Genomic DNA, 25769 nt, shown 5'->3' on the forward strand with positions numbered 1-25769 from the left:
CGAGGCGGATGGTTGGTGGGTGCACAAAGAGGGTGGGGTGGGTCAGTAGATGAGGGCGGTGGCGATGGCGGCGATTCCTTCGGCGCGGCCGGGGAAGCCTAGACCGTCGGTCGTTGCCGCACTCACCGAAACCTCGGCGTCGCAGGCAGCGGACAGCACCTTCTCCGCTTCCTCGCGGCGGGCACCGATCCGCGGGCGGTTGCAGACGATCTGCACCGTGACGTTCCCGATCTCGAACCCGGCCGCCCGCACCCGGCGCGCGGCCTCCGCCACCAGCGCGACCCCGGTCGCACCGGCCCACTCGGGCTCGGCGGTCCCGAAGTTCGATCCCAGGTCACCCAGCTTCGCGGCGGTGAGCAACGCCGTACAGATCGCGTGCGCGGCCGCGTCGCCGTCCGAATGACCTGACAGCCCGGCGGGCTCGTCCGGCCAGTGCAGACCGGCCAGCCACATCGGGCGGCCTTCCTCCAACGGGTGTACGTCGATGCCGTTGCCGACCCGTGGAACCTTCACGCCATCCTCCGCTCCGCCAGCAGCGCCTCGGCGAGCAGCAGGTCCTGCGGCCGGGTCACCTTGAACGCGTCCGGCGAGCCCTCGACCGTCCGCACGGTCACCCCGATCCGCTCACACATCATCGCGTCGTCGGTCACGCCCGCGTCGGCACCGGCCGCATGCGCGCGCCGCAGCACATCAGGAGCGAACCCTTGCGGCGTCTGGACGGCGACCAGCGTCGACCGATCGGGCGTGTCGACCACGTCACCGGTCGGCCCGACCCGCTTGATCGTGTCCGTCACCGGAACCACCGGTACGACGGCCTCGGCGCCGGCTCGCACCGCCGCCACCACCCGCTCGATCGCGTCGGCCGGGACGAACGCCCGCGCCGCGTCGTGGACCAGGATGCAGTCGATCCCGTCGACCGGCACCACGTCCAGCGCCGCCCGCACCGAGGCGGGCCGCTCCGCGCCGCCGGCCACCACGATCAGCTGGGCGTCCCCGACGTACGGCGTGAGCTCCTTGCCGACCGTCTCCTCGGAGCCGGGCGGTACGGCGACCACGAAACAGACGAGGTCGGCGGCGGTCGCTGCCTTCAGCCCACGCACCGCGTGGACCAGCAGCGAGTCGCCACCGACCTCTCGAAACGCCTTCGGGGTCTCACCACCCAGTCGCAGCCCTAGCCCGGCCGCGGGAATCACGACCGCGCTACTCATGCTGAGCTACTTCAGGAGGCGAGAACCTCGTCGAGGATGGCCTCGGCCTTGTCCTCGTTGGTGTGCTCGGCCAGGGCCAGCTCGGAGACCAGGATCTGGCGAGCCTTCGCCAGCATCCGCTTCTCACCGGCGGACAGACCACGGTCACGCTCACGGCGCCACAGGTCGCGGACGACCTCTGCCACCTTCAGCACGTCACCGGAGTGCAGTTTCTCCAGGTTCGCCTTGTAACGTCGCGACCAGTTGGTCGGCTCCTCCGTGTGCGGCGCCCGCAGCACGTCGAAGACGCGCTCCAGACCGGCCTGATCCACGACGTCACGCACGCCGACGAGATCGAGATTGCACGCGGGGACCCGGACGACCAGGTCGTTCTGAGCGACGATCCTCAAGACCAGATAGGTCTTGTCCTCACCTTTGATCTGACGGGTCTCGATGTCCTCGATGACGGCCGCTCCGTGATTGGGGTAAACAACCGTCTCGCCGACTGTGAAAGTCATGTGTGAAGTGCCCCTTTCCGAGATCTATCCTACCACGCGGTCGGTGGTCCGGTTCGGGTGTTTGCGCTGGTCAGGGCCCACTTCCCGCCTTGACAAACGCTCTCTCACATGCCTCGTGCGCGCGCGCACCGTTGCTCTCGACATCACCGCGGCACCCCCGCGGCGGGGTCCCGGCGTCCGCCTCGCCGACCCCGAGGGCTACGCTGTGGGGCGCCGGAGGCCGCTGCCTCGCGGTCACGAAACAGCTTGCACGAGAGGGATTCCAGTGCCGATCACGTTGTCCTCGCGGTTCGCCCGGCGTACCGCGCTGGCGGGTGCCGCCGCCACTCTCAGTATCGCGCTGGCGGCGTGCAGCGCGAGCTTCTCCGCGCCGACCCTGCAGCCGTACCAGGCCGCCGAGGGCACCAATGTCGAGTCCGGCCAGGTGAAGGTCCGCAACATGCTGGTGCTGGCCGATGCCGAGGGCAAGGGCGAACTGCACAGCGTGATCGTCAACGACGGCGACACCCCCGAGACCCTGGTCAGCATCCAGCAGGCCGCGCCCGGGACGGCGGACGGCCAGGCCGGCTCCGACCAGCCGGGCGAGGTCAAGTTCACCGGCCTCACGGAGCCGCTGGAGCTGGAGCCGCACACCGCGCTGGTCCTGCCGGGCACCGGCACCGAGGCCCCGGCCGCTGAGACCACCCCGAGCGCCACGCCGACGGCCACCGAGACTCCTTCGGCGCCGACCCCTGGTGCCGAGGAGGCCGGCCCGGCGATCATCGTGACCGGTGCGAAGCCGGGCCAGATGGTCAACGTGACCATCACCTTCGGCAGCGCGGCGCCGGTCTCCGCCTACGTCCCGGTCCTCACCGACGACCACTACTCCCCGTCCCCGGCCGCCGCCGAGTAGTTCTCTCAGAACGACAGAACGGGCCGCCCCGGCGCGGGACGGCCCGTTCTGCTTGGTACGGCGAGCCTGTGGCCGAGGCTCGCCGTACCAGGTCTTAGCCCTTGCTCGCCGCGGCCGCCTTCGAGAGGCCCGGGAGCACCTTGTCGAGCACCCACGGGACGCTCAGCACGCTGACCGCGCTCATACCGGAGATCACCTGCTGGTCCTGCAGCGCGTACGCGCCGCCGCTCTTGACCGCCTTCAGCGACGAGTAGACCGGGTCGGCCAGGAACTTCTGCGTCCCGATCCCGTCGACGTACGCGATCAGCACGTCCGCGTCGACGTCCGCGACCTTCTCCTTGCTGACCGTCAGCGAGAACTCCTTCTTCGTGTTGGTCTTCTCCAGCGCCTCCACTCCCGGCGCGTTCTTGAAGCCCATCTCGTTCAGGATCTGCACCCGCGGGTCACCCGGCATGTAGATGTAGTTCTCCGGGCCGAACGAGCCGACCGTGATGGTCTTGTCCTTGAACTCCGGGTGCTCGGCCGCGACCTGCTTGATCTTGTCCTGGATCCCGGTGATCAGCTTCTCCGCGTCGGCCTTCTTGCCGAGCGCCTCGCCGACCAGCAGCGTCTGGTCCTGCCAGGTGGTCTGCCACGGCGCCCCCGGGTACGCGACGGTCGGCGCGATCCCGCTCAGGGTCTTGTACGTCGCCTCGTCGAAGCCCTCGTACGGGGCCAGGATGACGTCCGGCTTCAGCGCCGCGATCTTCTCGAACGGGTACTTGTCGCCGGTGTCCAGCAACGTCGTCTTCGACTTGTCGAATTTGTCCGCGTCCCACGCGGTGGTGCCGTCGGCGGTCGGCCCGTAGGTGACCTTCGGCATCCCGACCGGGGTCTCGCCGAGCGCGTAGACCACGTCCTGGGCGTTCCAGCCGAGCGTGACGATCCGCTCCGGCTTCTTGGTGATCGTCGTGTCGCCGAACGTGTTCTTCAGCGTGACCGGGAACCCGGAGCCGGCCGTACCGGCCGAACTCTCGGCCTGCTTGTCGCCGTCACTGCCGCAGGCGGCCAGCGTGGTCGTGGCGAGCAGTACGGCGGTCACCGCACTGACGACCTTGGTACGGGACCAGGACATACGTGACTCTCCTTAGATTTGCCTCAACTAAGGAGAGCCTAAGCTAACCCCGCTGGCCATCGCGACCCGCGGGGGTGTGACTCAGGACTCGAACTTGTAGCCGAGCCCACGCACCGTGACGAGATGTGCGGGATTCGACGGGTCCTTCTCGAGCTTCGAGCGCAGCCGCTTCACGTGCACGTCCAGGGTCTTCGTGTCGCCCACGTAGTCGGCGCCCCAGATCCGGTCGATCAGCTGACCGCGGGTCAGCACCCGGCCGGTGTTCCGCAGCAGCATCTCGAGCAGCTCGAACTCCTTCAGCGGGAGCCGGATCTCGGTCCCGGACACCGTCACCACGTGCCGCTCGACGTCCATCCGGACCGGGCCGGCCTCGAGGGTGTCCGGCAGCAGCTCGACGTCCTGACCGCGACGCAGTACGGCGCGGACGCGGGCCAGCAGCTCCCGCGGGCTGTACGGCTTGGTCACGTAGTCGTCCGCGCCGAGCTCGAGCCCGACGACCTTGTCGACCTCGGTGTCCTTGGCGCTGACGATGATCACCGGGACGTTGCCCCGGCTGCGGAGCGCCCGGCAGACCTCCGTGCCGGACAGACCCGGCAGCATCAGGTCGAGCAGGACGATGTCCGCACCGGCGCGGTCGTACTCGTCCAGCGCGTCCGGTCCGGTCTCCGCGACGGCGACCTCGAACCCTTCCTTGCGCAGCACGTAGGACAGCGCGTCGCTGTAGCTCTCTTCGTCTTCGACGACCAGCACTCGGGTCACGAAGCTGTCTCCTTTGTCTTCTGCCCCGACGGGGTAGGCGTCAGGGAAATGGCCGGCTCCTCCTGGCTGGCGGAGTCGGTCTGGCCCGGTGCGGGTTCGAGCCGCAACGGGAGTCTCACGGTGAAGGTGGAACCTTGGCCCTCGACACTCCAGACCCGTACGTCGCCGCCGTGGATCGAGGCGATGTGCTTGACGATCGAGAGGCCGAGGCCGGTGCCGCCGGTCTCCCGGCTGCGGGCCCGGTCGACTCGGTAGAAGCGCTCGAAGACGCGTTCCAGGTCGCTGCTCGGGATGCCCACGCCCTGGTCGGACACCGTGACCTCGACCAGGTCCCCGATCGGGTGCGCGGCGACCGCGACCCGGGTGCCGTCCGGGCTGTAGTTGATGGCGTTCTCGACCAGGTTGCCGATCGCCATCGCCAACTGGTCCTCGCTGCCCAGTACCTCGAGCTCGGGCTCGGTCTTCACCACGATCTTGATGTCGCGGTCCTCGGCGTCGATCCGGCAGCGGTCCACCGCGGTCTCGATGACCCCGTTGATGTCGACGGGGCCCGGGTTCTCCAGCGGGTCGTCGCCCTGCAGCCGGGACAGCTCGATGATCTCCTTGACCAGCCGGCTCAGCCGGGACGCCTCGACCCGCATCCGGTCCGAGAACCGCTGCACCACCTCCGGGTCGTCGGAGGCCTCCGAGACCGCGTCGGCGAGCAGGATCAGCGCGCCGACCGGGGTCTTCAGCTCGTGGCTGATGTTGACGGTGAAGTCCCGCCGGATCGCGTCCAGACGGCGCTCGCGGGTGCGGTCCTCGACCAGCACCAGCACGAGCTGGCTGCCCAGCGGCGCCACCCGGGCGCTGACGTACTGCGTGGCGCCCAGCCGGCCCCGGACGATCTCCAGGTCCTGCTGGCGGATCTCCCCGTCGCGGCGGACCTGCCGGACCATGGTCAGGATGTCGTCCACCACCAGCCGCTCACCGCGGACGATGCCCAGCACATGCGCCGGGGCGCTGGCCTGCAGCACCTGGTCCTCGGGGCCCATCACGACCGCGCTCGAACGCAGTACGGACAGCACGGTGGCGACGCCTGACGGTACAGCCGGCTCCGGGGACTCCGGGATCTTGCGCTGCGCCCGCTCGGAAAGCATCATCGCGCCGAGCGAAAGCAGGGCCAGGGCCGCGCCGATGACGCCGCCCAGCACCGCAGCCAGCGTGGGGTCCACGGCAACGATGCTACGCGGGCAACCAGCAGGGAAAGACCGAATGATCACCGGATGACCGGGACACGACCTAACTGTTCATCGGTCGTTCACCACTCGTCGCCGTCCGGCAACCTCGACGCCGTACGGTCACCGATGAGCGGGGTACCGTGCTGGTCTCCTCCGCGGCACCGGACACCACAGATCGGAATCGAACACCATGCGTGACACGTACCACGAGCAGCTCGACGACATCCTCGCCGAGCTGGAGCGGATGACGCGGACGGTGTCCACCGCCGTACGCCGGTCGACGTCGGCCCTGCTGGAGGCGGACATCCGCAAGGCCGAGGAGGTCATCGCGGCCGATATCCAGCTCGACGCCGCCGGTGAAGGTGTCGAGGAGAAGGTCTTCGAGCTGATGGCGCGGCAGTCGCCGGTCGCCAACGAGCTGCGGATGCTGGTCGCCGCGCTGCGGATGGTCGCCGACCTGGAGCGGATGGGCGACCTGGCCGCGCACGTGTCGAAGATCGCCCGGATGCGGTACCCGGCGCCGGCGATCCCGGCCGAGCTGCACGACGTGATCGAGGCGATGGGGTCCGTGGCCGGCAAGATGGTCGACGCCGCCGGTGACGTGATCGCGTCCCGCGACGTCGAGGCGGCCGGGCGGCTCGAGGCCAGCGACGACGAGATGGACAAGCTGCGCACCAACCAGTTCCGCCTGATGATGGACGACACCTGGCCGCACGGCGTCGAGGTCGCCGTCGACATGGCGCTGCTCAGCCGCTACTACGAGCGCATCTCCGACCACGCGGTCGCCATGGCCCGCCGCGTCGTCTACCTCGTCACCGGCGAACTCCCAGTAGCCATCGGCGGCACCGCCGCCGGCTCCGGCGCCGGCGCCTCAACCCCCAACCCCAACGGCAACTGACCCAACCCAACAACGGCGCTCCCGGCAGAAGTTGCCGGGGGCGCCTTTCGCTTGCGCGGCAACCCGGTACTCGGGTGGGGCGGATAGGTTCAGCGGTATGAGCGACGAATCCGAGACCGACCGGCTGATCAACACCGACGTGTCGGCTCTGAGCGGGCCCGAGATGCGGGAGCATCTGGACGCGGTCGAGCGGCGGATGAAGGAGCTGCTGCGGGCCGAGCTCGAGCTCCTCGAGGGCAGCGCGCAGGTGCTTGCGGACCGGCCTGAGCTGCAGGCCAGGCTCGACTACCTCCGGAGCGTGGACCTCAACAACCCGCCGTCGCCAACCTGACGAAAGCCAGTGCTCGGGAAAGGGCGGGGTTGAACAGCAAATAGCCTGTTCAACCCCACCGCAACGCCGGCTCTGGCGCCAGAGCGTGCACGCAACAGACCATCCCGCGCCCCCGGCGGAGCCGGCAATAAGGCAGGCGCGCCGGAGGCGTGGCGTTTGCAGGTGCGGAGTTAGCGGCCCTGGTTTTTGACGGCTTCGATGGCTTCTTTGGCTGCTTGGGGGTCGAGGTATTCGCCGCCGGGGGTGAGGGGCTCGAAGTTGTCGTTGAGTTCGTAGTAGAGGGGGATGCCGGTCGGGATGTTGAGGCCGACGACGGTCTGCTCGTCGAGGTGGTCGAGGTGCTTGACCAGGGCGCGGAGCGAGTTGCCGTGGGCGGTGACCAGCACCGTCTTGCCGTCCCGCAGGTCCGGCACGATCGCGTCGTACCAGTAGGGCAGCATCCGCTCGACGACGTCCTTCAGGCACTCGGTCGCGGGCAGGATCTCCGGCGGGAGGGCGGCGTACCGCGGGTCGCCGGCCTGGTCGAACTCGGAGCCGCGCTCGATCGCCGGCGGCGGCGTGTCGTACGAACGGCGGAACAGCATGAACTGCTCCTCGCCGAGCTCCTCCAGGGTCTGCTTCTTGTCCTTGCCCTGCAGGCCGCCGTAGTGCCGCTCGTTCAGCCGCCAGGAGCGCCGTACGTCGATCCACTGGCGCCCGGCCTCCTCGAGCGCGATGTTCGCGGTGCGGATCGCGCGGCGCAGCACCGAGGTGTGCAGTACGTCGGGGAGCAGGTCACGCTCGAGCAGCAACTGACCGCCGCGATGCGCCTCCTCGACGCCCTGGGCGTTCAGGTCGACGTCGACCCAGCCGGTGAAGAGGTTCTTGGCGTTCCAGTCGCTGTGGCCGTGGCGGAGCAGGATCAGGCGATAGGTCATACCCGCATGCTATCGAGGCTCCAGCCAGCCCTTGAACGCGTCCAGGTTTCGGGTCGACTCGCCGCGTGCCACCCGCCAGTCGTACTCGCGCCGGATGGACGACGCGAAGCCCAGTTCGAGGATCGTGTTGAACGACGAGTCGGCGTACTCGAGCACCGCGCCGAGCAGCCGGTCGACCTCACCAGGTGTGATCGCGTGCAGCGGAACCCGTCCGTCCAGGTGGATGTCGCCCAGGTGGTCGACGGCGAACGCGACGCCGTACATCTTCAGGTTCCGCTCCAGCAGCCACCGGTACACGGCCGCGTGGTTCTCGTCCGGGTGCCGCGCGACGAACGCGTGCACCTGGACCGCCTGCGCGCCGACCGTCAGCGAGACCGTGGTCTTCAGCTTCCGCTCCCCCGGCAGGTCCGCGCTGAAGACACCCGGCTCACTCTCGGTGAACTCGAGCTCGTTCTCGGTCAGCACCTGGCGGATCACGTCCGCCGCTGAAACTCTCACCCGGCTACCTCCGCGGCGATCTCCGCCGCCATCGTCGTCGCGGCGGTCCGGTACGCCGCCAGCGTGTTCCGCGCGGTCAGCTCCCAGCCGAACCCCCGTGCGTGCCCGACCGCCGCGTGGCTCATGCTCTCGCGGACGGCCGGATCCGTCGCGATCCGCGCCAGCGCGTCGGCGAAGTCGTCGACCGCGTGCCCGCGGACCAGGAACCCGGTCCGCCCGTCCAGCACCGCCGTACTCAGGCCGCCGACGGCCGCCGCGACCACCGGCGTACCGCAGGCCTGGGCCTCCAGCGCGACCAGCCCGAAGGACTCCGAGTACGACGGAACGCACACGACGGACGCCGCGCGGTACCAAGAAGAGAGCCGAGAACGCTCCATCGGCTTCACGAATCTCGTCACGTCGGAGATCCCGAGCGCCCGCGCCAGCTCGGCGTGCGACTCGGGGTGCTCCATGCCGTTGCCGGACGGCCCGCCGATGATCGCGACCACCAGCCGCGACCGCAGCGACGGGTCCCGCTCGAGCATCCGCGCCGCCGCCCGGATCAGCAGATCGGGCGCCTTCAACGGCTGGATCCGACCGACGAACGCCAGTACGACGGCATCCTCGGGCAACCCGACCTCACGCCGCGCCAGGGCCTGATCCGCGGGATGGAACAGCTCCAAGTCGACCCCCGGGTTCACCACGCCGACCTTCGCCGGCTGGGCGCCGTACAGGTCGATCAGCTCGCGGGCCTCGTCGCCGGTGTTGGCCAGCAGGCGATCCGCGGCCTCGACGACCTGCTCCTCACCGATCAGCCGCGCGGGCGGTTCGGGTACGTCGTCGTCCGCGAGGCTGGCGTTCTTCACCTTGGCCATCGTGTGCATGGTGTGAACCAGTGGGACCGCCCAACGGTCGCGGGCGAGCAGGCCGACCTGCCCGGACAACCAGTAGTGCGAGTGGATCACGTCGTACCAGCCGGGCTCGTGGATCGCCTCGGCGCGCAGGACGGCGCGCGCGAACGTGCACAGCTGGGCCGGGAGCTCGTTCTTCGTCAGGCCCTCGTACGGGCCGGCGGCGACGTTGCGGACGGTCACGCCGGGCATCAGCTCGACCCGGGCCGGCAGCGCCGACGCGGTCGCCCGGGTGAAGACGTCGACCTCGATCCCCAGGCCGGCCAGCTGTTTGGACAGCTCCACGACGTACACGTTCATCCCGCCGGCGTCCCCGGTCCCCGGCTGGTCGAGCGGTGACGTGTGCAGGCTGATCATCGCGACCCGCCGGAGGGGAGATTCGATCACCCGGTCAGCGTAACTCCGCACCGTCAGCCGGGAATCGGGACTTCTCCCTATCCCCCGGGCGTGACCTCCCAGCCGGCGAGGTAGACGACTGTCGGGCGGGCCAGCGTGGTGATGTCGCGGGTCGGGTCGCCTGGTACGACGAGGAGGTCCGCATCCGCACCGGGCCGGATGCGGCCCTTGTTCACGCGGAGCGCGTCCGCGGCGGAGGAGGTGCCTGCGACGAGCGCGGCTGTGGGCGGAAGGCCGGCCTCCACGTACTCGGCGAGGGTGGCGGGGAGCAGCCCGTGCGGTTTCGCGGGACCGATACCGCCGTCCGATCCGGCGATGATCCGAACCCCGCCGTCGTACAGCCGGCGCACCGCCTGCTGCAGGCCGGCTTCGCTGATACCGGCTTTCGCCACCATCTCCAGGATGTGCGGCGGTACGACGATCGACCGGTCGGAGCCGAGCGTGCCACACACGGCGATTCCGTCGAGCGCGGTCAGCAGCTCGTTGTCGATGACGACGCCGTCGGGCGTGAGGCACGTGCAGTGCTCGATCCCGTCGACGCCCATTTCCGCCGCCTGACGGACGGCCGCGAGGGCGTGTGCGTGCGCCGTGATGGGCAGACCGATCGCGCGTGCCTCGGCGACTGCGGCCGCCAGTTCGTCGTCGGTGAACTGCGGGCTCATCGTGTCGGTGCCCGGTGTGAACGCGCCGCCGCTCGCCATGATCTTGATGACGTCCGCGCCGTTCTCGGCCCTTGCGCGCACGGCGGCCCGGATCTCGTCGACGCCGGTGACTTCGCCGCCGAGTGACCAGCAGTGCCCGCCTTTTCTGGTGAGCGGCGTACCGGATGCGACGACCGCCGGGAGGCTGGCCGGTGCCTGCTTGCGCCATTTGAGGACGGCGTCAAACGGGTCGCCGAGGTCGCGGACGGTGGTGACGCCGGCCGCGAGGTGGCGGCGCAGCGACTGCTCGATGGTTGCGGCGAGGGCGCGCCTGGTCGCGGCCAGCCCGGCGGTCTCGGCGGCGATGCGCAGGCTGCCGAGGCGGTCGAGTGCGCCCGGTCCGGCATCGGCCGTGAGGTGGACGTGGGCGTCGATCAGGCCCGGGAGGATCGTCGTACCGGGCAGGTCACGCACCGGCACGTCCGGTGGGACGTCGTCGCGAGTGACGGCGACGACCTTGCAGTCGTCCAGCAGTACGACGTTCTCGTCGAGGAGCTGTTCGCCGTCGAAGATCCGGTCCGCCCGCAACGCGATCATGTCCCGCAGTCTCTCTCAGGGTGGGTCTACGTCCACCCCAGGAGGCGGATTCGCACCACTGCTTCGCGCGCTGCTCCCGGACAGCATGAATCACATGCGTACAGTCCTCGAAGAAGTCAGGTCCTGGCACCGCCCGTTGATGCTGATGGTGCTCGCCATGTCGGGTCTCGTCCTGACCGCCGGCGTCGGTCTCGCGCTCGACGGCCGGGAGATCCTCAACGAGTCCGTGTGGCTCAAACCGTTCAAGTTCGGCCTGTCGTTCGTCCTGTACGGAGCGACGCTCGCGTGGCTGCTTTCCAAGCTGCGGAAGGCGAAACGCTTCGGCTGGTGGACCGGGACCGTGTTCGCGGTCACCGGGATCGTCGACGTCGGGTTCATCGCCGTCCAGGCCGCGCGCGGGACGTTCAGCCACTTCAACGCGAACACCGACACCTTCAACCAGGTCGGGCAGCAGGTGTTCATGTCCGGCGTCATGGGGCTGTTCGGGGCGAGTCTGGTGATCGCGATCATGCTGCTGTTCCAGCGGATCGGCGACGCGCCGCTGAACCGGGCGATCCGGGTCGGCATCGGGCTGGCGGTCGCCGGGATGGCGCTCGCGTTCTACCTGGTGGGTTCGAACGGTGCGCGGCAGGAGGTCACGGACGCCTACGGCCACCCGGTCACGCTCGGCGGCAGCCACGGGATCGGCGTCGAGGCGGGCGGTCCGGGGATGCCGCTGACGAATTGGAGTACGGTCGGCGGCGACCTGCGGATCCCGCACTTCGTCGGGCTGCACGCGATCCACTTCCTGCTGCTGACGGTCCTCGCGCTGAGCCTGCTCGCCGCGCGGGTCGAGTGGCTGCGTCCGGAGCGTGTCCGGCACCGCCTGGTCGGCGTCGCGGCCTTCGGGTACACCGGCGTGATGATCACCGTGACCGTCCAGGCGTTCCGCGGGCAGGCGCTGATCCACCCCGACGTACAGACGCTGGGTCTCCTGGGCGGATTCCTGGCCGTGAGCCTGGTTGCGCTGGCCGGTGTGATCACGGCGGCACGGCGACCCGTGAGACGGCCCGTCGAGCGCGCCGAGGGCTTTGAGAAACTTGGGGTATGACTTCGAGCGATCGTCCTCTGGCAGTGGTGACCGGTGCTAGCAGTGGGATCGGGGCCGCATCGGCGCGGTACCTCGCCCGCGAGGGGTTCGAGGTGATCTGCGCCGCCCGGCGGCTGGACCGGATCGAGGCGCTGGCCAAGGAGATCGACGGCCGCGCGGTGCAGTGCGACGTCACGTCCGCCGAGGACGTCGCCGCACTCAGCGCGGCGGTCGGCGACGAGTTGCAGGTGCTGGTGAACAACGCCGGTGGGGCGTTCGGTTTCGAGCCGGTGGCCGACGCCGATCTGGATGCCTGGCGGCGGATGTACGAGGTGAACGTGATCGCGGTCGCCGCAGTCACGAAGTCGTTGCTTCCGGCACTGATCGCCGGGCACGGCACGATCATCGTGATGGGGTCGACGGCCGGCCAGGTCGCGTACGAGGGCGGCGGCGGGTACGTCGCCGCGAAACACGGCGCGAAGGCCGTCGTCGACACGCTCCGCCTGGAGCTGTACGACCAGCCGGTCCGGGTCAGCGAGATCGCGCCCGGGATGGTCCAGAGCGAAGGCTTCGCCCTGACCCGCTTCGGCGGCGACCAGTCCAAGGCCGACGCCGTGTACGCCGGTGTCCGCGAACCGCTCACGTCCGACGACGTCGCCGACATCGTCGCCTGGATCGCCACCCGCCCCGCCCACGTCAACATCGACCGCATCACCGTCCGCCCCCGAGCCCAGGCCGCCCAGCACAAGGTCCACCGCGAGCAGTAGTCCCCGCCGACTTTGTGCACCACGTCCGCACCGCGGGCGCCACGTCGTACGGATCTGATGCACAAAGTGGGGGGTGAGCGGGGTCACGGGTGGGGTGCTTGCAATTGCAAGCAGCTGCTAGCAGACTGGGGGTGTGGCCAAGTTGAGTGATCGGGCAGCGGGGGCGGTGGGCTCCGTCGGGGAGTACCTCGCCGAGCAGCGGCGGAACGCGCAGCTGTCGTTGCGGCAGTTGTCCGACCTGGCCGGAGTGTCGAACCCGTACCTGAGCCAGATCGAGCGCGGTCTGCGGAAGCCGTCGGCCGACGTACTGCAGCAGCTCGCGAAGGCGTTGCGGATCTCCGCGGAGACCCTCTACGTACGGGCCGGCATTCTCGATCCGGACGAGAGCCAGGAGGGCAAACAGCCCTCCGGTGTGGTCGACGCCGTCCTGCTCGACCCGGCGCTGAACGAACGGCAGAAGCGTGTACTGCTGGACGTCTACGCGTCGTTCGTCCGCGAGAACACCCCATCTGCTGACTAGCACCTGCTGAAAACACCCCGAGGAGAAGCCTGATGGCTACCCGTACGCCTGTTACCCCGTTCTACGCGATCGCCGGCGCCGGCGACCTCGCGGTCGAGAAGGTCCGCGCCGTCGGCGAGGACGTGACCGCCCGGTTCGCGAAGCTCGACCAGAAGAACCTGCAGACCGAGCTCACCAAGGAGCTCACCAAGGCGCAGGCCGAGCTGACCAAGCGCTTCGAGGCGATCGTCGCCGACGCGCGCACCGCCCCGGCGAAGCTGCGTGAGCTGCCGAAGACCGCGCAGGCCGGTTTCACCGTCGTTCTCGGCCAGGCCGAGGAGACCTACGAGGACCTGGCCGGCCGCGGCAAGGACCTGGTCGAGCGGATCCGCCACCAGCAGGCGACCGAGGACCTGGTCAGCACCGCCAAGACCACGGTGAGCAAGGCCAAGGCCACCCGCACCACCGCGAAGAAGACCGCCACGAGCGCCACCCGCAACGTCAAGGCGACCGCGACCAGCGCCCGCAAGACCGCGAAGGCCGCCGCCAAGGCCGCCGAGTCCGCGGCCGACAAGGTCGGCGACTGATCACACCACAGACGGTGACGATTCACCCCACTCCGGGTGAATCCTGGGACCGGGCGGTCCACAGCTGCGACCGAGCAGAGGTGGGCCGCCCGTTCTGTCGGTTAGGCTCGTAGCATGATCACCTTCCGGAGCCTGATCCCCGGGTTCGACGATCCGCTGTCGGTCATCTGGTGGGTGCTGCTTGCGATCAAGCTGGTCGCGCTCGCCGACGCGGTCTTCCGGCCACGGGCGGTGTTCATCGCCGCCGACAAGCTCACCAAGCCCGGCTGGGTGCTGATCCTGGTCGTGTTCACGCTGAGTCAGGTGTTCCAGGGCTGGCTGAGCTTCTTCGGCCTGATCGGCATCGTCGCGTCCGCCGTGTACCTCGTGGACGCCCGCCCGGCCCTGCGCGCCGCCACCGGCCGTGGCCGCGGCGGCTGGGGAGCGATCCGCCGGCGGCGGGGCCCGCGCCCGCTGTAAACCTACGAGCGGTAGACGATCACCTTGTCGCCGACGTGGATCTGGTCGAACAGCACCTTGATCTTGGCCAGGTCGCGGACATTCACGCAGCCGTGGGACGCGCCGTTGTAACCGCGGGCCGCGAAGTCCGACGAGTAGTGCACCGCCTGGCCGCCGCTGAAGAACATCGCGTACGGCATCTTCGAGTCGTACAGCTTCGAGACGTGGTTCCGGCTCTTCCAGCCGACCGTGAAGCTGCCTTCCCGGGTCGCGGTCTTCACCGCACCGAACCGGACGTCCATCTGCATCTTCACCACGCCGTCGACGACGTACCGCAGCTTGCGGGTGGTCTTGTCGATGCACAGCGCGACACCGGTCGCGCAGCGGGCGTCGAGCTTCTTGCCGTTCACCACCGGCACCGGCGGGAACAGCTCGGTCTGGGTCGGCTCGTGGGTGACCTTCACCAGCTGGTTCCAGGTGTTCTGGTCGATGTACCCGAGCTGGGGAATCCCGTGAGACTTCTGGAACTTCTTCACCGCGGACCGGGTCATGGTGCCGAACTCGTTGTCCAGGTAGCGCTTCTCGAGCAGCTTCAGCTGCACCAGCCGCGCCTCGACCTTGCGGACGTTGGTCCCGCTGGACCCGTTCTTCCAGAGCGCCTTCGGGTAGATCGGCAGCTCACCGCTGACCTCGAACGGCACCGTCTTCAGGTCCTGCGGGGCCGCGGTCGCGCTCGTTCCGGTACTCAGGAGTGCCGCAATCGCGCCCCCGACCACCAGCCCGCTCAGCAACTTGCGAATCAACAGCCCGCGCATCGGACACCCCTCACATAGACCCCGTCCCTACACTTGTAGGACGTCCTCACCGGCCATCTGGTTGGCTCAGCGTACCGGAGGAGCTGCGCATGGAGATCCTGCTGAGCGCGGCGGACATCACCACGGTGCCCGCGGACGCGATCGTGAACGCCGCCCATCACGCGTTACGCGGCGGTGGCGGCGTCGACGGCGCGATCCATCGGGTGGGCGGGCGCGAGATCCTCGCGGAGCTCATCGAGCGGTACCCGAACGGCACTCCCACCGGTACGGCGGTATGGACCACGGCCGGCGCACTACCGGCGTCGTACGTGATCCACGTGGTCGGGCCGAACTTCACCGCGGGGCAGCGAGATCCGACGCTGCTCGAGTCCTGCTACCGCAACGCGTTGCGGATCGCGGACGAGCTCGACGTACGCACGATGACCTTGCCCGCGGTCTCGGCCGGGATCTACGGCTGGCCGGCGCAGTCCGCCGCGGACATCGCCGTACAGACGCTGCGCCGTACGCCGACGAACATCACCAAGGCCACCTTCTGCCTGGTGGAACCACGGCTCTACAAGGCGTTCGGAAACGCAACAGCGGCCGGGGAGTAGGCTCCCCGGCCGCTGCGCTCAGATCACTTGCTGTAGACGACGACGCGGTCGCCGACCTTCACCCGGGCGAAGACCCAGGCGATCTTCTTCTTGTCGCGGATGTTCGCGCAGCCGTGCGAGGCGCCGTTGTAGCCGCGGGCCTTGAAGTCCGAGGAGTAGTGCACCGCCTGGCCGCCGCTGAAGAACATCGCGTACGGCATCTTGGTGTGGTACAGCGACGACACGTGGTTCTTCGACTTGCGGTAGACGCGGAAGACGCCGTTGCGCGTCGGGGTCCGGCTGGAGCCGAACCGGACGTCCATCACCTGCACCGGCTTGCCGTTCACCATGTAGACCAGCTTGCGGGTCTTCTTGTTGATGCACAGCACGCGACCCTTGGTCATGCAGCGGCGGTCGATGCGGTACTTGGCGATCAGCTTGCTGTTCGAGGTCGCCTTCTTCGCCGTGGCGGCCTTCGGCGGCTGACCGACCGGACGCGGCGCCGTCGTCGAATTCTGCGCCGACGTCACAACCTGAGGCGCGGCCTCGGCCGAAGTGGTCGCCGACAGTGCGCCGACGCCCACGAACGCGGCGGCCGTCAGGGTAGCGCCGAACTTACGCAGAATGCCCATGTTTCCCTTGTCCTTCCCCCAAAGAGTGCTTCCACAAGACAGACGTCGCTACTTCACGTCTGGTTGGTAACGAATCAAAACTTTCTTCCCCCGCCACTGCCCCACCAGTGGCCGAGAAAGTGTGTATCACACCGACGGAGGCGGAGGCACGCTCCGTCAACCACCGTGTCCAGTTCGTGCCCTAGGACGTCAGTGCACGCAGCCGGCGCAGTACTTCGGACGCGCCCAGGGCCTGCGCGGTTGCGTGCAGGTCGGGGCTGCGGGTGGCGCCGGTGATCGCGACGCGAACGAGCTGCGAGGCCTCGCGGATCGAGCCGACGTACGCGTCCGGATTCTTCTTGTATTCCTTGGCGTTCGGCGCGAACCGGTGCTTGCCGGCGAGCGCGCGGATCTGGTCGAACCACTCCTGCGGGTCGTCGAGATGCTCGTACTGAGCCACCAGGTCCGCGGCGAACGCGGTGACGACCTCCGGCGCGACACCGAGCGGAACCAGCCGCTCGTCCGCCGGCCCGTCCACCGGGACGAACAGCTCGGTGAAGAAGAACCCGTACGCCGGCCGGAAGTCCGACCACTTGCGCAGGTCCTTGCGGGGGTTCTCGACACCGTCGCGCTCGACCGCGAGCGCCCGCAGCGCGAGGTCCTTCTCGTTGTCGAGCACGGGAACGAGCTCAGCGTCGTACTCCACGGCCCAGGCACGCACCGCGTCGAGGATCTGCTGCCCGCTCAGCGTCGCGATGTGGTCGGCGCTGAGGTCCTCCAGCTTCACCAGGTCGACCAGCGGGCCGGCGACACCGCACAGGCTCAGGTCGATCGGTGTCGCCAGCGCCTCGGCCAGCGGCACCTCCGCGAGCCGGCCGTTCGCCAGGCCGCGCAGGTAGTACAGAACCGCATCGGCCGGGTAACCCGCGCCGATGTAGAAGTCCACGCCGGCCTCAGGGTCCTTGCGCTTCGAGAGTTTCCGCTTGCCGCCCGGGATCTGCTTCATCAACGGCGCGATGTGCGCGTACGTGATCGGCTCGAACTCGAGCGCCGCGAACAGCTGCTGGTGCAACGGCACCGACGAGATCCACTCGTCGCCGCGGATCACCAGGTTCACCCGCATCAGATGGTCGTCGACCGCATGCGCGAAGTGGTACGTCGGGAGCCGCGGCGACTGGTCCGACGACTTCAGGATCACGGCGTCGTTGCGGTTCGCCTCGTGCTCGAGCCGGCCGCGGATCGCGTCCACGAAGCTGGTCCGCGTCTCGCCTTCAGGTGCCCGGAAACGCACGACGTACGGCGTTCCCTCGGCCAGCTTGGCGGCGACGTCGGACGGGTCCGCGTCGCGCCAGATCGCCCACTTGCCGTAGTACCCGGTGGGGACCTTCGAGGCCTGCTGGCGGGCGGTGATGTCGGCGAGCTCGTCCTTCGTCGCGAAGCACAGGTACGCCTTGCCCTGCCGGAGCAGGTGCCGCACGTAGGTGAGGTAGATCTGCTCGCGCTCGGACTGCAGGTACGGCCCGTACGAGCCGCGGTTGCGGTCCTCGTCGGAGCTGATGTGGAAGTACTCGAAGGCGCGGTCGAACTGCTCCAGCGCCCCCTCGACCTCACGTGCCTGGTCGGTGTCCTCGATCCGCACCACGTACACGCCGCCGGAATCGGCCGCGACGTCCCGGTCGATCATCCCGACGTAGATACCGCCGATGTGGATGAAACCGGTCGGCGACGGGCCGATCCGCGTGACCTTCGCACCCTCCGGCAGATCCCGTGCCGGATACCGCTCTTCCCAGTGCCCCGGCTCCGGGAGATCCGCCGGGAAGAGCCCGTCTACCACCGCGCGGTCGATCATCAGCTCGTCGACCATCAGCTCTTCGACTTGCGGCCGAGCTTGGCGCGCTCGATCTGGGTGAGGGCGACCTTGCGCATCCGGATCGCGTCCGGCGTCACCTCCACGCACTCGTCCTCGCGGCAGAACTCCAGCGACTGCTCGAGCGACAGCTTGCGGGCCGGCACCAGCTTCTCGAACTCGTCCGCGTTCGAGCGGACGTTGGTCATCTTCTTTTCCTTGGTGATGTTGACGTCCATGTCGTCGGAGCGCGAGTTCTCGCCGACGATCATGCCCTCGTACACCTCGGTGGCCGGCTCCACGAACATCGTGCCGCGCTCCTGCAGGTTGATCATCGCGTACGACGTGGCCGCGCCGGCCCGGTCGGACACGAGCGAACCGGACGGCCGCGTGCGCAGCTCGCCGAACCACGGCTCGTACCCCTCGAAGACGTGGTGCGCGATACCGGTACCGCGGGTGTCGGTGAGGAACTCGGTACGGAACCCGATCAGCCCGCGGGCCGGGACCAGGAACTCCATCCGGACCCAGCCGGTGCCGTGGTTCGTCATCTGCTCCATCCGGCCCTTGCGGACCGCGAGCAACTGGGTGACCGTGCCGAGGTACTCCTCGGGGCAGTCGATCGTCAGCCGCTCGACCGGCTCGTGCCGCTTGCCGTCGATCTCGCGGGTGACCACCTGCGGCTTGCCGACGGTCAGCTCGTAGCCCTCGCGACGCATCTGCTCGACCAGGATGGCCAGCGCCAGCTCACCACGGCCCTGCACCTCCCAGGCGTCCGGGCGCTCGGTCGGGAGCACCTTCAGCGACACGTTGCCGACCAGTTCGCGGTCGAGCCGGTCCTTGACCAGCCGCGCGGTCACCTTGGTGCCCTTGGTCCGGCCGGCCAGCGGCGAGGTGTTGGTGCCGATCGTCATCGAGATGGCCGGCTCGTCCACGGTGATCAGCGGCAGCGGCTTGGGGTTGTCCGGGTCGGTCAGGGTGTCGCCGATCATGATCTCGGGAATGCCCGCGATCGCGACGATGTCACCCGGGCCGGCCGAGTCGCCGGGGACGCGCTCGAGCGCCTCGGTGACCAGCAGTTCGGTGATCTTGACCTTCTGGATCGAGCCGTCGTGGCGGCACCACGCGACCTGCGAGCCCTTCTTCAGGGTGCCTTCGTGCACGCGGACCAGCGCGAGCCGGCCGAGGAACGGCGAGGCGTCGAGGTTCGTGACGTGGGCCTGCAGCGGTGCGTCCTCGGTGTACTCCGGGGCCGGAACGTTGTTCAGGATCGTCTCGAACAGCGGCTCGAGGTCCTCCGAGTCCGGCATCCCGCCGTCGGCGGGCTGGGTCAGCGAGGCGCGGCCGGCCCGGGCCGAGGCGTAGACGACCGGGAAGTCCAGCGCGGACTGGTCCGCGTCGTGGTCGAGCAGGTCGAGGAACAGCTCGTACGTCTCGTCGACGACCTCGGAGATCCGGGCGTCCGGACGGTCGACCTTGTTCACCACCAGGATCACCGGCATCTGCCGGGCCAGCGCCTTGCGGAGCACGAACCGGGTCTGCGGCAGCGGGCCCTCGGAGGCGTCCACCAGCAGCACGATCGCGTCCACCATCGACAGGCCGCGCTCGACCTCGCCGCCGAAGTCGGCGTGCCCGGGGGTGTCGATGATGTTGATCGTCATCTGCTCGCCGTTGGCCATCTTGTGCCGTACGGCGGTGTTCTTGGCGAGGATCGTGATGCCCTTCTCACGTTCCAGGTCGCCGGAGTCCATGGCCCGCTCGTCCACGTGCTGATGGGCTCCGAAGGCGCCGGACTGCCACAGCATCGCGTCGACGAGGGTGGTCTTCCCGTGGTCGACGTGGGCCACGATCGCGACGTTGCGCAGGTCGTTACGGACAGGCATGAGGAAGCGCTCCAAGCAATGAGAGGGATCTGGCGGTGGCTACGGCGGTTTCACGTGCCACTCGACACAGGGCGCAGCCCTTTCAGTCTACCCGTCACCGCTCGTGTCCAGAAAACGGGAAGGTCCTTGACGTTTGTTGACTGGACGTCCAGTCTATAGACGGCGCCTGGGGAGGGGCCGAAACCACGGGGGGTCAGCCCGAGGCGCCGGGCACGAGGATGGGGGGTTGCCCGGCGCTTCAGGCTTCGACCGGAAGAAGGAGTCCGTGCCGCGATCGGCGACCGTCAATCAGGAACTGCGGGAGCGGTCCCGCGAACGCATCCTGGCCGCGGCGCTCGAGACCTTCGCCGCCAAGGGGTACGAGGCGGCGTCGATCTCCGACATCACCGCCGCGGCCGGCGTCTCCCGCGGCCTGGTCTCGTACTACTTCGCGACCAAGGAGCACCTGGCGGCCGAGCTGCTGGACCGCTGGCTGGACGGCATCTCCGGCCTGTTGTCCATCCAGGGAACTCCTGATGAACGTTTGGCCGGCATCATCGACGGCGCCCTGATGGCGGCCGCGACCACGCTCCCGATCCAGCGGCTCGCGATCACGCTGATGATGCAGCCGACCACCCACGACGTGTTCGCCCGCGTCGAGCAGGCCAAGTCCGGCCGCCTGTCGCTGGTCGAGGACGCGATCCGCGACGTGTTCGCGGCCCGCGGCGCCGCCGACCCGGCCGTCGAGGAAATGTTGCTCAGAGCAACCTTGGAGGGCGTGACCGTCAAACTCGCGATCTACCGCGAGACCTTCCCCCTGGAAGCGATCCGCACCCGCCTCTACGCCGGCTACGCCCTCCCCCCACCCCCTGCGCCCCTCCCGATCCCATCCCCCGCCGCCAGCCGCCTACGAGCCGTCCCCGCGCCAACTTTGTGAACCCACCAACCATTTTTCGGCACGGTTTTTGGTTGGTGGGTTCTCAAAGTTGGCTGGACGCTCGTGGCGGGGTCCAGTTGAAGATTCGGGCGCCGTTTCTTAGGGCGGCTCGTGGTGGGGTGATGCGGAGCATCGCGTTCCGCAGCCACTGACCGCGTGCGCCGACCTCCGCTCCGGTCCGTCCCATCCACGCCGACCGGCTGACGATTCGCTGCGTACGTCGGTAGCGCTGCGACTCGTACTCGCCCAGCCCAGCTGCCAGCTCGCGGTCGGCCGGGATCACCAGCCCGAGCGTCACCGCGTCCTCGAGCGCCGAGTTCGCGCCCTGCCCCAGCGTCGGCAGCATCGGATGCGCCGCGTCCCCGATCAGCACGGTCCGCCCAATCGTGTAGCGCGGTAGCGGCCGGTCCAGCACCCACACGTCGTGCCGGATCACCTCGTCCGTCGCCGCGATCAACGCCCGTACGTCAGGAGCCCACGCAGCGAAGTACTCACGGACCGCCCGTACCTCGTCGTCGATCGGCCGGCCGCTCGGCATCGCGACGTACCCGTACCAGTAGACCTCGTCGGCGCTGATCCGCAGCGCACCGAACTCGGCGTTCGGCCCCCAGGTCATCGCGAACCGGTCGTCGACCGTGGTGTCCGGTATCGCGGCCCGCCAGCAACTGAAGCCGCTGTACTTCAATTCGCTGGAGAACAGGCTGTTGCGCGTGACGCTCCGGATCCCGTCCGCTCCGACGACGAGGTCGGCCCGCGCACTGTGTGTCCCGTCCGCCGACTCCCAGGTCACCCGGGCCTGCTCACCACCCACCGCCCCGGGTTCGACCTGGCTGACGCGGGCGCCCGTCACCAGATCGGCGTCCTGCGCCTCGACCAGGGCCTGGTGCAGCCGGCGCCGGTGAATCCCGATCATCCCGGTACCGTCGGCATCAGGTGCCTTGAGCAACCATTTCCCGTCCCACCGCCTGGTGCCGGCCGCGCGTACGCCGTACCCGTTCCGCCGGATCCGCTCGAGTGCTCCGAGCTCTGCGGCCGCCCGTTGTCCGTTGACGGTCACCACGAGCCCCGCCCCGACCTCCCCCAATTCCGGCGCGCTCTCCAGGACCCGGACCCGCCAGCCGCCGCGCTCCAACGCGGCAGCTGCCGCCAGCCCGCCGATCCCGGCCCCGATCACGATCGCCTCGTCCATGCCCTTCACCTTAGGAACGCGGAGGGCTCAGCGCGTACGACGGACGGCGTATCTGCGAAGCCTTCCGGTGGAGGATGCCCGGACCGGGCCTGAACGACAGGGTGAGATGGCATGGAACCCATCTCTCGCAGAACGCTGCTGGCCGGCTCGGCACTCGCCGCCGTCAGCCTGGGCAGCCCCACCGCCACCGCGACAGGCGATCCGATCACCCGCTGGATCGCCCAGAACGCCAAGCCGATCACCGAACTGAAGCCGGGAAACGCGCAGATCGTCGGTCTCGGCGAGGCCGTCCACGGGACCGCCGAGATCACCCGCCTCAAGCTCCGCGTCGTCCGCAACCTCGTCGAGCAGCACGGCTTCCGGGCGATCGCGTTCGAGGACGACTGGTCGCTCGGTACCCAGTTGAACGACTACATCGTCACCGGTCGCGGCGATCTGCACGCGTTGATGAGAGGGCTGAGCTCCGAAGCCCGTACGCACGAGATCGCCGAGCTCTTCGAGTACCTCCGTGCGTACAACGCCACGCATCGCGACAAGGTCCGGTTCGCCGGTACGGAGTACTTCTCGACCCGGCGCCTCTCGTACGACGCCGTCGCCGAGTACGTCGCCCGCCGCGCACCGCACCGGCTGGCCGAACTGCACCGCAACCTCGACCCGATCCGCCCGACCACCGACGACATGGGCGCGTACGTCCGGTGGTACTGGCAGGAGGTCAAGGACAAAGCGCCGTACGTGGCGAAGGCCCGCGCCGTCTACTCGCTGGTGCGCGACCTACCGCACCGGCCCAACGACCGCGACTACGCGATCACCGAGCACCACGCGCGCCAGATCCGCTCGTTCTACACGGCATTCAGCCTGCCGGACGACCAGAACTGGGCGTACCGCGACGCCCGCGCAGCCGAGAACGTCCGCTGGTGGCACAGCTTCACCCGCAACAAGGTCATCTACTGGGCAGCCAGCGCCCACACCGCCAACGCCCCACACCTACGAGCCAGCGAACCACCCATCGGCTTCCGCAGCGCCGGCTCCTACCTCCGCACCTGGTACGGCAACCGCTACCGCTCCATCACCTGCACCTTCGACCACGGCACAACGCTAGGCCCCATCACCATGCCCCCCGCCCCCACCGACTGGTTCGAACACCAACTAACAGCAACAGGCCTGGACAACTTCCTCCTAGACCTCCACACCCACCCACAACCCCCAGCCGTCCGCACCTGGTTGCACCAGACCGCCAAGACCCGCGGTCTCCCCGAAGCAGGCCCAACCTCCTGCCTAACAGGCGACCCCCTATCCGCCTGGTTCGACACCATCCTCCACACCCAAACAGTCACCCCAACCCACCCACTAACCAACTGAGATACGTAAAGAGGAGGTATGAAGGAAACGCAAGAGAGAAGAGAAAGGATTGAAGAAAAGACCAAGGAAAGAAGAGATTTAGAGTGGTGGCTGGCTTCGGCGGGCAACCTAGACTCTGAAGATTCCTCAAAGAAGCAAGAACTTATGGTGAGTTGGTGCGGCCGGGTCAGGTTCGGAGCGGCAGCGAACCAAGAGGCCGGTCGCCGACTCCGGTCAGGCTGATCGTCTGGACATCGGGCCTGATGTCGATGTGAAACGAGTCGAGCGACGGCTGCCCTGCGGCTCGCCAAGTTTCGAGGATCCTCTCCACTCGTGCCCAAAGATCGACTGGACCAGCCGTTCTGACTCGCCAGGAGCGGTCCGACTGCGGAATCAGGGCCGCGAATGCTTGTCGTCCCCCGTCGATGAGATAAGTGATCATTGGCCCGTCGCCTTCGCTGATGCCAATGGGCTGGGCGCCGGGTACTGCCAACTGTGCGAGGTATGCGGCAGTCCAATCGACCGTCTGCTCGAGAACCTCAGGCCCGATCGCTGTCGCACGTTCCTTGCCGGAGGTTTCGCCGAGCCAGTCGAAGAGATCGTCCGGCAGTGCGGGCCGGTCGTGCGGCCGTGCAGGCATGAATGAGTCCGTCGTACCGAGGAACGTCCCCTTTGCACGACCCTGCCCAGTGACTTCTAGGCGTACGAGTCCCGCCGAAGCATCAAGCCAGCCCGTCAGCGTCGTGAGGATCGACCCACCAGGGCGCGTCTGTTCGATCCACGCCGCAGGAACATGCCGCACCGAGCAGGTCGCGATAACCCGGTCGAAGAGCGCTGTGGCCGGGTGACCATCAAGGCCGTCGCCGACCACCAGGTTGGGGGTATAACCGGCGGTGCCTAGGGCGAGTGCGGCGCGTCGGGCCACAGCAGAGTCGTATTCGATCGAGGTCACGAACTCACCACCCAGGCGCTCGCTGAGCAGAGCCGTCGAGTAGCCCGTACCCGTGCCGATTTCCAAGACCTTCGCGCCATCCTCGACCCGAAGTTCTTCGAGCATTCGCACGACTAGACCCGGCATCGTCGACGACGACGTTGGAACACCCGTGACCGGGCGCTCTGTCTGTTTCGGATCGAGTTGCCCGTCGAGCTGAGTGACCCAGGTTTCATCCTGGTACGCCAACTCCAGCCATTCCGACTCATCAATCAGATCCGCGGTCACCGGCATCCAGAGGGTCTCGGCCGGCCCGTCGACCGGGCGGAAGAACGTGGGGATGAACACTTCACGCGGGACCGCCTGTATCGCGTCTCGCCATGGCCGAGTGCGTAAGTCACCGGTCTCCGTCAAGGCATCGACCAAGTGGCGTCGAAGGTGAACCGATCGACCGCGTGAATCAGCAGCACTCATCGGGCAACTCCCTGTAGCAGGTCTGCCATCGCGGCGACCATCGGTTCACCGGTCTCATCTTCCAACCAAGCCCACTGTCCGTTGGGATTGCATTCGAGGAACACCGGCTCGCCTGCCTTCGTCAATGCGAAGTCAAAGCAGCCGAAGACCAATCCGAAGCGCTTCAGGTATGCCTGCATGGAGTTGACCAGGCCCGCGGGAGGCCGGGTCACGCTGTAGCTGAGCTGGTCATAGTCGTATCGCCAGTCGACCTGTGTTGCATCCGCAGTCTCGATACGGACGCAGAATGCTTTGTCGCCGATCACCGTAACCCGAAGGTCGGCCAGCTTCTCGACTCGCGCTTGGAACAGATGCATCGTCGAGGCGACCGAGTCGTCAAGCTCCGCAGCGGTGACCTCGCGGACCCAGATCGACGCAGGTTGCCCGTCGTCGGTCGCATACTCGCCGACATACAACGGCTTGTAGATCGTTGGCTGCTGCGCAACAAACTCTCGCGCGTCGGTCAGGTCGTTGGTAATCAGCGTTGAAGGGATATCGAAGCCCACACCGACGGCAGCCGCAAGCTGCGCCGGCTTGTACTCCGCGTCTGCGATCGCGTGCGGATGATTCACGTAGCGGCAACCCGGGAGTCGGGCCAGAACACCTCCCAAGCCGAAGCGAGCCTGTGCGGCGGCGAACCGCTCAGCTTGCGGCTCCAGATGAGCGAACGAGAAAGAGGTCGGCCGTCGATAGTACAGCGATCTGACGGCCCCGAGCGCCACTACTCGGCTCGGAGTCGTCATCCAGCCCAGGAACCCGCTGAGGTCGTCCTGACCGTCGATATACGCGGACATGGTCAACCGGTCGGGAAAATCGCAGGGGTCGAAACGAGCCACGGGCACGTCGCGCTCGACAAGCTCTGCGATCACCAGATCCGCATGTGCATCATCAAGCTCGGTGACAATCACAACCGGGCGCGGGTCCTTGTCTGTCATGGGCT

Annotated in this window: 28 protein-coding genes; 11 read left to right on the forward strand and 17 right to left on the reverse strand. The window is 68.2% G+C overall.

Annotated elements, in window-relative coordinates:
* Window positions 1–42: 42 nt before the first annotated feature.
* From ispF to E0H92_RS41385, 3 genes are read right to left on the reverse strand one after another with little or no spacing between them, the layout of a single operon-like run.
* Complete coding sequence (gene ispF / locus E0H92_RS41375; protein WP_131500164.1) at window positions 43–513, reverse strand: 2-C-methyl-D-erythritol 2,4-cyclodiphosphate synthase; 471 nt, start codon at window positions 511–513, stop codon at window positions 43–45.
* Entirely contained in the window at window positions 510–1208 is a 699-nt protein-coding gene (gene ispD, locus E0H92_RS41380; RefSeq protein ID WP_131460596.1) for a 2-C-methyl-D-erythritol 4-phosphate cytidylyltransferase, read from the reverse strand. The genes ispF and ispD overlap by 4 nt, the downstream gene beginning before the upstream one ends.
* An 11-nt stretch (window positions 1209–1219) precedes the next feature.
* Window positions 1220–1705 carry a CarD family transcriptional regulator gene (locus E0H92_RS41385; RefSeq protein ID WP_130446326.1) on the reverse strand — a complete coding sequence of 162 codons (486 nt, stop codon included), beginning with the start codon at window positions 1703–1705 and terminating at the stop codon, window positions 1220–1222.
* A 265-nt stretch (window positions 1706–1970) separates the two neighbouring features.
* Between E0H92_RS41385 and E0H92_RS41390 the strand changes: the two genes are divergently transcribed.
* Window positions 1971–2597 carry a hypothetical protein gene (locus tag E0H92_RS41390; protein ID WP_131460597.1) on the forward strand — a complete coding sequence of 209 codons (627 nt, stop codon included), beginning with the start codon at window positions 1971–1973 and terminating at the stop codon, window positions 2595–2597.
* Window positions 2598–2691: 94 nt separating this feature from the next.
* On the opposite strand, the gene E0H92_RS41395 is transcribed toward E0H92_RS41390, so the two are convergent.
* From E0H92_RS41395 to E0H92_RS41405, 3 genes are all read right to left on the reverse strand, one after another.
* A complete protein-coding gene (locus tag E0H92_RS41395; protein WP_131460598.1) occupies window positions 2692–3711 on the reverse strand; it encodes an iron-siderophore ABC transporter substrate-binding protein in 1020 nt (339 codons plus the stop codon).
* An 81-nt stretch (window positions 3712–3792) separates the two neighbouring features.
* Window positions 3793–4470 (reverse strand): response regulator transcription factor, encoded by a 678-nt coding sequence (locus E0H92_RS41400; protein ID WP_130383318.1) that lies wholly within the window; start codon window positions 4468–4470, stop codon window positions 3793–3795.
* Window positions 4467–5684, reverse strand: coding sequence for a sensor histidine kinase (locus E0H92_RS41405; RefSeq protein WP_131460599.1), 1218 nt, complete (start codon window positions 5682–5684; stop codon window positions 4467–4469). The genes E0H92_RS41400 and E0H92_RS41405 overlap by 4 nt, the downstream gene beginning before the upstream one ends.
* Before the next feature lie 196 nt (window positions 5685–5880).
* Between E0H92_RS41405 and phoU the strand changes: the two genes are divergently transcribed.
* Window positions 5881–6588, forward strand: a complete 708-nt coding sequence (phoU, locus tag E0H92_RS41410) for a phosphate signaling complex protein PhoU (protein ID WP_131500165.1) — start codon at window positions 5881–5883, stop codon at window positions 6586–6588.
* Window positions 6589–6685: 97 nt separating this feature from the next.
* Window positions 6686–6919, forward strand: a complete 234-nt coding sequence (locus E0H92_RS41415) for a hypothetical protein (RefSeq protein WP_131500166.1) — start codon at window positions 6686–6688, stop codon at window positions 6917–6919.
* A 170-nt stretch (window positions 6920–7089) separates the two neighbouring features.
* Here the strand turns inward: E0H92_RS41415 and E0H92_RS41420 are convergent, their stop codons facing one another.
* The 4 genes from E0H92_RS41420 to E0H92_RS41435 all read right to left on the reverse strand — a co-directional run bounded on the left by E0H92_RS41420 (window position 7090) and on the right by E0H92_RS41435 (window position 10858).
* Complete coding sequence (locus E0H92_RS41420) at window positions 7090–7836, reverse strand: phosphoglyceromutase (RefSeq protein ID WP_131500167.1); 747 nt, start codon at window positions 7834–7836, stop codon at window positions 7090–7092.
* Between the two features lie 9 nt (window positions 7837–7845).
* Window positions 7846–8334 (reverse strand): type III secretion system chaperone family protein, encoded by a 489-nt coding sequence (locus E0H92_RS41425; RefSeq protein ID WP_131294132.1) that lies wholly within the window; start codon window positions 8332–8334, stop codon window positions 7846–7848.
* On the reverse strand, window positions 8331–9581 hold the full coding sequence (gene mshA, locus E0H92_RS41430) for a D-inositol-3-phosphate glycosyltransferase (protein WP_131460970.1): 1251 nt from the start codon (window positions 9579–9581) through the stop codon (window positions 8331–8333). The genes E0H92_RS41425 and mshA overlap by 4 nt, the downstream gene beginning before the upstream one ends.
* Before the next feature lie 77 nt (window positions 9582–9658).
* Complete coding sequence (locus tag E0H92_RS41435) at window positions 9659–10858, reverse strand: metal-dependent hydrolase family protein (protein ID WP_131460603.1); 1200 nt, start codon at window positions 10856–10858, stop codon at window positions 9659–9661.
* A gap of 94 nt (window positions 10859–10952) precedes the next feature.
* On the opposite strand from E0H92_RS41435, the gene E0H92_RS41440 reads away from it, so the two are divergent.
* The 5 genes from E0H92_RS41440 to E0H92_RS41460 all read left to right on the forward strand — a co-directional run bounded on the left by E0H92_RS41440 (window position 10953) and on the right by E0H92_RS41460 (window position 14239).
* Entirely contained in the window at window positions 10953–11948 is a 996-nt protein-coding gene (locus tag E0H92_RS41440; RefSeq protein WP_202874100.1) for a hypothetical protein, read from the forward strand.
* Window positions 11945–12694: an SDR family NAD(P)-dependent oxidoreductase gene (locus tag E0H92_RS41445; RefSeq protein ID WP_131460604.1), complete on the forward strand. Its 750-nt coding sequence runs from the start codon at window positions 11945–11947 to the stop codon at window positions 12692–12694. Before E0H92_RS41440 ends, E0H92_RS41445 begins: the two co-directional genes overlap by 4 nt.
* Window positions 12695–12827: 133 nt before the next feature.
* Entirely contained in the window at window positions 12828–13214 is a 387-nt protein-coding gene (locus E0H92_RS41450; RefSeq protein ID WP_202874101.1) for a helix-turn-helix domain-containing protein, read from the forward strand.
* A 32-nt stretch (window positions 13215–13246) separates the two neighbouring features.
* Window positions 13247–13780: a hypothetical protein gene (locus E0H92_RS41455; protein ID WP_131460605.1), complete on the forward strand. Its 534-nt coding sequence runs from the start codon at window positions 13247–13249 to the stop codon at window positions 13778–13780.
* 114 nt (window positions 13781–13894) lie between these two features.
* The gene (locus E0H92_RS41460; protein WP_131460606.1) at window positions 13895–14239 is read left to right on the forward strand and encodes a DUF2516 family protein; all 345 of its coding nucleotides are present in this window, start codon (window positions 13895–13897) and stop codon (window positions 14237–14239) included.
* Window positions 14240–14241: 2 nt separating this feature from the next.
* On the opposite strand, the gene E0H92_RS41465 is transcribed toward E0H92_RS41460, so the two are convergent.
* Window positions 14242–15033 (reverse strand): L,D-transpeptidase family protein, encoded by a 792-nt coding sequence (locus E0H92_RS41465; RefSeq protein WP_165550266.1) that lies wholly within the window; start codon window positions 15031–15033, stop codon window positions 14242–14244.
* A gap of 89 nt (window positions 15034–15122) precedes the next feature.
* Here E0H92_RS41465 and E0H92_RS41470 point away from each other — a divergent pair, with 89 nt between their 5' ends.
* Entirely contained in the window at window positions 15123–15626 is a 504-nt protein-coding gene (locus E0H92_RS41470) for a macro domain-containing protein (protein WP_131500168.1), read from the forward strand.
* A gap of 23 nt (window positions 15627–15649) precedes the next feature.
* Here the strand turns inward: E0H92_RS41470 and E0H92_RS41475 are convergent, their stop codons facing one another.
* The 3 genes from E0H92_RS41475 to typA form a co-directional block, all read right to left on the reverse strand.
* A complete protein-coding gene (locus E0H92_RS41475; RefSeq protein ID WP_131460610.1) occupies window positions 15650–16237 on the reverse strand; it encodes a L,D-transpeptidase in 588 nt (195 codons plus the stop codon).
* Window positions 16238–16418: 181 nt separating this feature from the next.
* Complete coding sequence (locus E0H92_RS41480) at window positions 16419–18080, reverse strand: glutamate--tRNA ligase (RefSeq protein WP_238152549.1); 1662 nt, start codon at window positions 18078–18080, stop codon at window positions 16419–16421.
* Window positions 18080–19942 (reverse strand): translational GTPase TypA, encoded by a 1863-nt coding sequence (typA, locus tag E0H92_RS41485; RefSeq protein WP_131500169.1) that lies wholly within the window; start codon window positions 19940–19942, stop codon window positions 18080–18082. Before typA ends, E0H92_RS41480 begins: the two co-directional genes overlap by 1 nt.
* 226 nt (window positions 19943–20168) lie before the next feature.
* On the opposite strand from typA, the gene E0H92_RS41490 reads away from it, so the two are divergent.
* A complete protein-coding gene (locus E0H92_RS41490) occupies window positions 20169–20858 on the forward strand; it encodes a TetR/AcrR family transcriptional regulator (RefSeq protein ID WP_238152550.1) in 690 nt (229 codons plus the stop codon).
* A 43-nt stretch (window positions 20859–20901) separates the two neighbouring features.
* Here the strand turns inward: E0H92_RS41490 and E0H92_RS41495 are convergent, their stop codons facing one another.
* The gene (locus tag E0H92_RS41495; protein WP_131500170.1) at window positions 20902–22047 is read right to left on the reverse strand and encodes an FAD-dependent monooxygenase; all 1146 of its coding nucleotides are present in this window, start codon (window positions 22045–22047) and stop codon (window positions 20902–20904) included.
* Window positions 22048–22158: 111 nt separating this feature from the next.
* On the opposite strand from E0H92_RS41495, the gene E0H92_RS41500 reads away from it, so the two are divergent.
* Window positions 22159–23406, forward strand: a complete 1248-nt coding sequence (locus E0H92_RS41500) for an erythromycin esterase family protein (protein WP_131500171.1) — start codon at window positions 22159–22161, stop codon at window positions 23404–23406.
* Window positions 23407–23572: 166 nt separating this feature from the next.
* Here the strand turns inward: E0H92_RS41500 and tgmC are convergent, their stop codons facing one another.
* Both tgmC and tgmB read right to left on the reverse strand, forming a co-directional pair.
* Complete coding sequence (gene tgmC, locus E0H92_RS41505) at window positions 23573–24790, reverse strand: ATP-grasp peptide maturase system methyltransferase (RefSeq protein ID WP_131460613.1); 1218 nt, start codon at window positions 24788–24790, stop codon at window positions 23573–23575.
* Window positions 24787–25764, reverse strand: a complete 978-nt coding sequence (tgmB, locus tag E0H92_RS41510; RefSeq protein ID WP_131460614.1) for an ATP-grasp ribosomal peptide maturase — start codon at window positions 25762–25764, stop codon at window positions 24787–24789. Before tgmB ends, tgmC begins: the two co-directional genes overlap by 4 nt.
* Between the last annotated feature and the right edge of the window lie 5 nt (window positions 25765–25769).

This window comes from Kribbella speibonae (genome assembly GCF_004331375.1).
Classification (GTDB): domain Bacteria; phylum Actinomycetota; class Actinomycetes; order Propionibacteriales; family Kribbellaceae; genus Kribbella; species Kribbella sindirgiensis.